Below are 5549 nucleotides of genomic sequence, written 5' to 3'. Positions count from 1 at the left end.
CGTCATTGCGTTTCCAGTGGCCGCAGGGGTGTTCTACCCCTTCACCATCAGTCCCGAAGTGGCGGCGCTCGCCATGTCGGGCAGCTCGGCGCTGGTGGCAGTCAACGCCCTGATGCTCAAGCGCACCCGGTTGACCGGCATTCGCATCGGCCCGGCCACGAACGCCGTGGCCGGGCCGCAGGTAGCAACAGCGCAGGCGTGACATGCAGCCGACAGAGCCATGCGCCAGACGATGCCATCAAGGACCGTGCACCACCATCTTCAACCCGTTCTTTCCTCAAACCCGGAGATTGACCCATGAGTGACTATGTCTTTACCGTGACCAGCCCCAAAGGCTTCGAGGCCACCGTGCAAGCGGCGACCGAAGCGTTGAAACATGAGGGCTTCGGCGTCCTGACTACCATCGACGTGGCCGCCACGCTCAAGGCCAAACTCGGCATCGAGGAACGTCCCTACCTCATCCTCGGGGCCTGCAATCCGCACTATGCCCATCAGGCCCTGCAAGCTGAGCCGGATATTGGCGCGCTGCTGCCCTGCAATGTCGTCGTGCGGGAAGAGGCGGACGGCGGGGTCAGCGTGGTGTTCATGGACCCAGCGGCCGTGCTCGGCATGGTCAAACGTCCCGAGGTAGACAAACTCGGCGGTGAAGTGCGCGACAAGCTCAAGCGCGTCGCCGAGGCCCTGCGCGCCTGAGGGCTGCGTCGGTGCCATCATCAAGGCGCTGATTCGGTCCAGCCGGTCGGTGCCTGGTTATTGTGAACATCCAATGGGAGCATGGTCATGGGCTATGGATATGGAATGATGGGCGGATGGGGCGGCTTCGGTTTGGGCTGGCTCTTCATGCTGGTGTGGTGGGCTTTGATTCTCGCCATAGTTGTGGGCTTGATCCGATGGCTGTTCACGGGCCATTCGGGCGATTCCGGGGTGCGATCTGACAGCAAAAGGCACCTGGAGATCCTGAAGGAGCGCTACGCCCGCGGAGACATCGACCACGAGACCTATGACCGCATGCGGCGCGAACTGGAAAGTTGAGGCTCAGATCATGAAACCGCTACCGAAGTGGCTGCTTGCACTGGCGATCGTGCTATTCGCTTTTTACCTACTCTTGATCCCCGAATTCGGCGTCGCCCCCTTCTGGGGCCAGCGATGGGACGCGGGCGCACCGCCCACCTGGCGTGAAAGTTCCGGTTGGTGGGGGCCACGATCCGGCTACGGCATGATGAACGGCCCGGTCGGGGACTGGGGTGCGCTCGGCGTTCAGAGCGATCACGGCTATGGTGACGACGGCGGTTATGGCTACGGCATGATGGGCGGGGGCATCTGGCCGGCGGCCAGGGGTTCTTGGCAGGAATTGGTCACGCCGCAGCAGCGCGTGCGGATTGGACAGATTCAGGCTGAGGCCTTGCGTCAGGAAGGCGCCTTGCAGCCGCAGCTCTACACCGCTCGCGCCAACCTGCTGGCGGTCAACTCCGTGGCCAAGCCCGATCCGGCGGCACAGGCCAAGGCCGGCGCTGCAGTTGCCGAAATCCTGCGGCAAATCGTCCAAATTCGCCTTCAGGCGGAGCAGCAAATCCAGGTTGCGTTGAGCGCCCCGCCACTGCCGACGGCTTCGTCCGCGCTCAGTCCTTGAAATGCGCGGTCTGACACGTATTGACGTCGAGCTTGCCGAGATTGGCATGACAACCCTTTCCCAAGGCTCAGGGTTCAAGCTCGTTCTGAATCACGTGGATGGGCTGAGGCTCGTCACGTGAGGCGAAACGTCATTGGCATGAAACCGCCAGCGGAGGGAGAGACATGCGTACAAGCCTGCCGCGTGAGAAGTTAGCGAGGTAATCGGGCCAGGGCCGCAAATCGCCCGAAAGTCGCTCAAAAGACTCATTGTTAATCAACTACTTGGCGTGAGTGAATGCGCTTCGACGATCGACTTGACGATGGCCAAGCCGAGCCCCGCCCCTTCGCCACGGCGCTGGCGCGAAGGATCCACGCGGTAAAAGCGATCGAACAAATGGGGCAAATGTTCGGATGGAATGTTGCCGGGATTACATATTTCAATCCTGACCCACCGCTCGTCCTGCGACAAGCGCAGATGGACGGATTGACCGTGCTGCGTATATCGGATGGCGTTGGCGATCAGGTTGCTGAGTGCGCGGCGCAACATCTCCCGATCACCCTCGACTCGGCCGACTTGCCCGTTCAGTTCGAGCGAGACCCCACGGTCCTCCGCCCAGGCTTCGAAGTAGTCGAACAAGCTGCGTATTTCCGCATGCAGGTCAATTCCCGCGGCGTCGCGTCGCATCGGCCCCTGCTCGGCTTGCGCCAGGAACAGCATGTCGCTGATCATCGCGCCCATACGCTCGAATTCTTCAAGGTTCGAATACAGGATTTCCCGGTAGGCGTCCACGTCCCGGGCCTTTGACAGCGCGACCTGGGTTTGCGTCGTGAGATTGGTCACAGGGGTGCGCAGCTCGTGAGCGATGTCGGCCGAGACGTTACGCAAACGCGCGAAGCCTTGCTCGATCCTGGTCAACATGGCGTTGAAGGCGGCCGCCAGATCCACGAGTTCGACTGGAACATGCTTTGGATCGAGGCGTGTGTGCAGCCGCTCAGTTGTCATTTCTCGCATGCGCGCGCTGATGCGGCGCAGCGGCGCGTGCCCTTGGCGTACGGCTAAGGCTGCGACAAGAACGCTGATGAGGCTTGCCATCAACGTCCCCGCCCAAAGAGCATTCTGCAATTCCCGTAAATACTGGAGGTGGAAGTCGATCGCAGTGGCGACGACGACCGTTTTGTTGCCACTACGCAAGACCGCTCCTCGGTAGACGTGGTGATCGGTTCGCCAGATATGGAGCGTATCTAAAGTCAAATGCGTGGTGGCGGGCACCTTTTCGCCCAAGGCATCGAGATCTGGTGCAGTCGTTCCGTACAGCAGCCGGCCATTAGCGTCACGGACGACAAAGTACACATCGTGGCCTCCCGCGATCGCGTCGACGAGTTCGTGGGACTGTGCCACCCCAGACGAAGAAGCCCCATCTCGATGAAGCGCTGCATCCACCGATGCCCAAGCTGATTGCAGTTCGGCCAGATCCATCCGGGAAAAATGCCGCTGGATCGAATATTCGATGCCCCATGCAGAGAGTACGAATATCGCCGTTGTCACCAAGCCAACCAGACTTGTGACGCGAACCGCCAGCGACATGGGGCGGCGTGTTCGGTTCTCAACGCCCATCGGGGACGTCCAGGGTATAACCCATACCGCGCACGGTCTGGATCAACTTGGGCTCGAAACCATCGTCGACCTTCGCTCGCAGCCGACGAATGGCAACATCAATCACATTCGTGTCACTGTCGAAGTTCATGTCCCAAACCTGGGATGCGATCAGGGACCGAGGCAGCACTTCGCCCTGACGACGGATCAGCAATTCAAGCAAGGCGAACTCCTTGCTGCTCAGGTTGATTCGGGTGCCGGCCCGCGTAGCACGGCGCCGCGGTAAATCGAGCACCAGATCGGCGACCTCAAGTTGATCGATTTGCGTTGGGGCGCGCCCGCGTCGCAACAGGGTGCGTACCCGTGCAAGCAACTCGGTGAAGACAAATGGTTTGACCAGATAGTCATCGGCCCCGAGTTCAAGGCCCTTGACGCGATCCTCCACCGCGTCACGCGCGGTGAGGAACAACACCGGCGTATCGTTGCCCGACTCGCGAAGGGATCGGAGGATGCGCCATCCGTCGATGTCGGGAAGCATGACATCGAGCACGATCAGGTCATACGGCGCGATCATCGCGTGATGATGGCCATCAAGGCCGTTGCGCGCCCAATCCACGACGAACCCCGATTCTCTGAGACCCTGCTGTAGATATTCCCCGGTTTTGACTTCGTCTTCGACGATCAGAAGTTTCATCTGCGTTACCTCGCCGGCGCCCCAAGACCGAAGCATACTCTCAATGTAGTTCGCCGAATCTGCCGCGACCATGACAGGACGATGACATCAATGTAATGCCGTGGTCATCCGCATGAAAGCACACCCTGTCTACGCTTCACATTCAAATTTTTCCATTGAACGGGAGCAGCCGAAACCATGCAACGCAATCTCCTCATCCGGCCACAAGGTGTCCATGTTCAACGGCGGCGCTTCGTGCAAGGGTTGGCTGCTGGCGGCGTCATGCTGGGGCTGGCCCCATGGGCGGCGCACGCGCAAGCGGCGCCCACCGCAACCGGGACGGCCCCGGAGCTGCGGGGTCGCGAATTCGATCTGACGGTGGCCGAGACTCCGGTCAATTTCACCGGAAAACCTCGGGTCGCGACGACGATCAACGGATCGATTCCAGGGCCGACGCTGCGCTGGAAGGAAGGCGACACGGTGACGATTCGTGTGACCAACCGTATGAACCGTTCGACGTCGATCCACTGGCACGGCATGCTCGTGCCCTTTCAGATGGATGGCGTGCCTGGAATGAGCTTCAAGGGCATCACGCCCGGTGAGACCTTCGTCTATCACTTCAAGGTCCGGCAGGCCGGCACCTACTGGTACCACTCGCACTCGGGCATGCAGGAGCAAACTGGCATGTACGGCGCCATCATCATCGAGCCCGCGCAGGGCAAGACCATACACGCCGAGACCGATCATGTGGTGCTGTTGTCGGACTGGATGGACGAAGACCCGATGCGCGTCCTGGCCAAGCTCAAGGACGACAGCGGTTTTGACAACTACCACGAGCCGACGGCGGTGGACTTCTTCCGCGATGTCTCCCGCGAGGGACTGCGTGCGGCACTCGACAAGCGCGCGATGTGGGAGCAGATGCGCATGAGTCCGGGCGACCTTTCCGATCTATCGGGCGCCACGCTGACGTATCTCACTAATGGCGTCACCCCTGCCGGCAACTGGTTCGCACCCATCGTGCCGGGCAAGGTCGCACGACTGCGCTTCATCAATGGCTCGGGTGATACCTTTTACGACGTGCGCATCCCCGGCCTGAAACTCACGGTGGTTGCCGCCGACGGGCAGGACGTGGAGCCGGTGAGTGTAGACGAGTTCCGCTTCGGCCCTGGGGAAACCTATGACGTGCTGGTGCGCCCCAGAGACGAGGCGTACACGATCTTTGCGCAATCGATGGACCGTACCGGATACGCACGCGGCACGCTGGCTGCCCGGCCGGGTCTCGCCGCGCCCGTTCCGCCGATGGACCCACGCCAGCAATTGACCATGGCCGACATGATGGGCAACGACATGAGCTCGATGCCGGGAATGGACATGGGAGGGATGAGTATGGACACGGAACCTGCTGTGCGGCACGCGCCGGCCGAATACGGTCCCGGCGTCGACGCCCGCGTCGACCACCCACGGACAAATCTGGACGATCCTGGCGTGGGCCTGCGCAACAACGGCCGACGCGTCTTGACCCTGGCTGATCTGCACACGATCGGTGGCCCGATCGACCCGCGTGCGCCCGGTCGCACGATCGAGATGCATCTGACGGGCAACATGGAGCGCTACACCTGGTCGTTCGACGGCGTGCCGTTCGGGGAGTCGACACCGGTGCATTTCCGCTAT

At 61.4% G+C, this 5549-nt stretch carries 7 protein-coding genes; 5 read left to right on the top strand and 2 right to left on the bottom strand.

The features are described from left to right. The 4 genes from B7X30_RS15140 to B7X30_RS15125 form a co-directional block, all read left to right on the top strand. A partial coding sequence (locus tag B7X30_RS15140) for a hypothetical protein (RefSeq protein WP_286731715.1) occupies positions 1 to 202 on the top strand: 202 nt, incomplete at its 5' end. A 95-nt stretch (positions 203 to 297) separates the two neighbouring features. After that, entirely contained in the window at positions 298 to 693 is a 396-nt protein-coding gene (locus B7X30_RS15135; RefSeq protein ID WP_055451813.1) for a DUF302 domain-containing protein, read from the top strand. An 81-nt stretch (positions 694 to 774) separates the two neighbouring features. Continuing rightward, positions 775 to 1032, top strand: coding sequence for an SHOCT domain-containing protein (locus B7X30_RS15130; RefSeq protein ID WP_072243092.1), 258 nt, complete (start codon positions 775 to 777; stop codon positions 1030 to 1032). 10 nt (positions 1033 to 1042) lie between these two features. Continuing rightward, on the top strand, positions 1043 to 1630 hold the full coding sequence (locus B7X30_RS15125; protein ID WP_055451814.1) for a hypothetical protein: 588 nt from the start codon (positions 1043 to 1045) through the stop codon (positions 1628 to 1630). 255 nt (positions 1631 to 1885) lie between these two features. On the opposite strand, the gene B7X30_RS15120 is transcribed toward B7X30_RS15125, so the two are convergent. Both B7X30_RS15120 and B7X30_RS15115 read right to left on the bottom strand, forming a co-directional pair. Then, positions 1886 to 3226 carry a heavy metal sensor histidine kinase gene (locus tag B7X30_RS15120; protein WP_286731710.1) on the bottom strand — a complete coding sequence of 447 codons (1341 nt, stop codon included), beginning with the start codon at positions 3224 to 3226 and terminating at the stop codon, positions 1886 to 1888. Beyond that, positions 3216 to 3899 carry a heavy metal response regulator transcription factor gene (locus B7X30_RS15115; RefSeq protein WP_055451824.1) on the bottom strand — a complete coding sequence of 228 codons (684 nt, stop codon included), beginning with the start codon at positions 3897 to 3899 and terminating at the stop codon, positions 3216 to 3218. Before B7X30_RS15115 ends, B7X30_RS15120 begins: the two co-directional genes overlap by 11 nt. A gap of 177 nt (positions 3900 to 4076) precedes the next feature. Between B7X30_RS15115 and B7X30_RS15110 the strand changes: the two genes are divergently transcribed. Further along, positions 4077 to 5549, top strand: a 1473-nt coding sequence (locus B7X30_RS15110) for a copper resistance system multicopper oxidase (protein ID WP_286731705.1), incomplete at its 3' end; no start/stop codon positions are given.

It is taken from the genome of Thiomonas sp. 13-64-67 (genome assembly GCF_002282795.1).
In the GTDB taxonomy this organism is placed as follows: Bacteria; Pseudomonadota; Gammaproteobacteria; order Burkholderiales; family Burkholderiaceae_C; genus Thiomonas; species Thiomonas arsenitoxydans.
Note: the sequence above shows the minus strand (reverse complement) of the source record. Positions and strands in the feature narration are given on the sequence as shown.

Coding starts and splice junctions, on each gene's coding strand:
- B7X30_RS15125 (WP_055451814.1), top strand. CDS start 1,043: ATGAAACCGCTACCGAAGTGGCTGCTTGCACTGGCGATCGTGCTATTC.
- B7X30_RS15120 (WP_286731710.1), bottom strand. CDS start 3,226: ATGGGCGTTGAGAACCGAACACGCCGCCCCATGTCGCTGGCGGTTCGC.
- B7X30_RS15135 (WP_055451813.1), top strand. CDS start 298: ATGAGTGACTATGTCTTTACCGTGACCAGCCCCAAAGGCTTCGAGGCC.
- B7X30_RS15115 (WP_055451824.1), bottom strand. CDS start 3,899: ATGAAACTTCTGATCGTCGAAGACGAAGTCAAAACCGGGGAATATCTA.
- B7X30_RS15130 (WP_072243092.1), top strand. CDS start 775: ATGGTCATGGGCTATGGATATGGAATGATGGGCGGATGGGGCGGCTTC.